The following is a 206-nucleotide window of genomic DNA, read 5'->3' as shown; positions in this document are numbered from 1 at the left end:
AAGAAGTCCGACATGGACGAGCGGGCTGCCGTGGTCGCGATCGCGACCGCGCTGCAGGAGTCGAAGCTGGAGAACCTGGGTCACCTGGGTGAGCGCAACGACCACGACTCGCAGGGCCTGTTCCAGCAGCGCCCCTCCAGCGGTTGGGGCACGGTCGAGCAGATCACCGACCCCGAGTACTCCACCAAGGCGTTCCTCAAGGGCCT

At 66.5% G+C, this 206-nt stretch carries 1 pseudogene; it reads left to right on the top strand.

Annotation, left to right across the window (positions count from 1 at the left end):
* A pseudogene (locus ACSNN7_RS29195) lies at nt 1-206 on the top strand (hypothetical protein); the annotation flags it as partial.

This window comes from Micromonospora sp. URMC 105 (assembly GCF_051386295.1).
Lineage (GTDB): Bacteria > Actinomycetota > Actinomycetes > Mycobacteriales > Micromonosporaceae > Micromonospora.
Note: the sequence above shows the minus strand (reverse complement) of the source record. Positions and strands in the feature narration are given on the sequence as shown.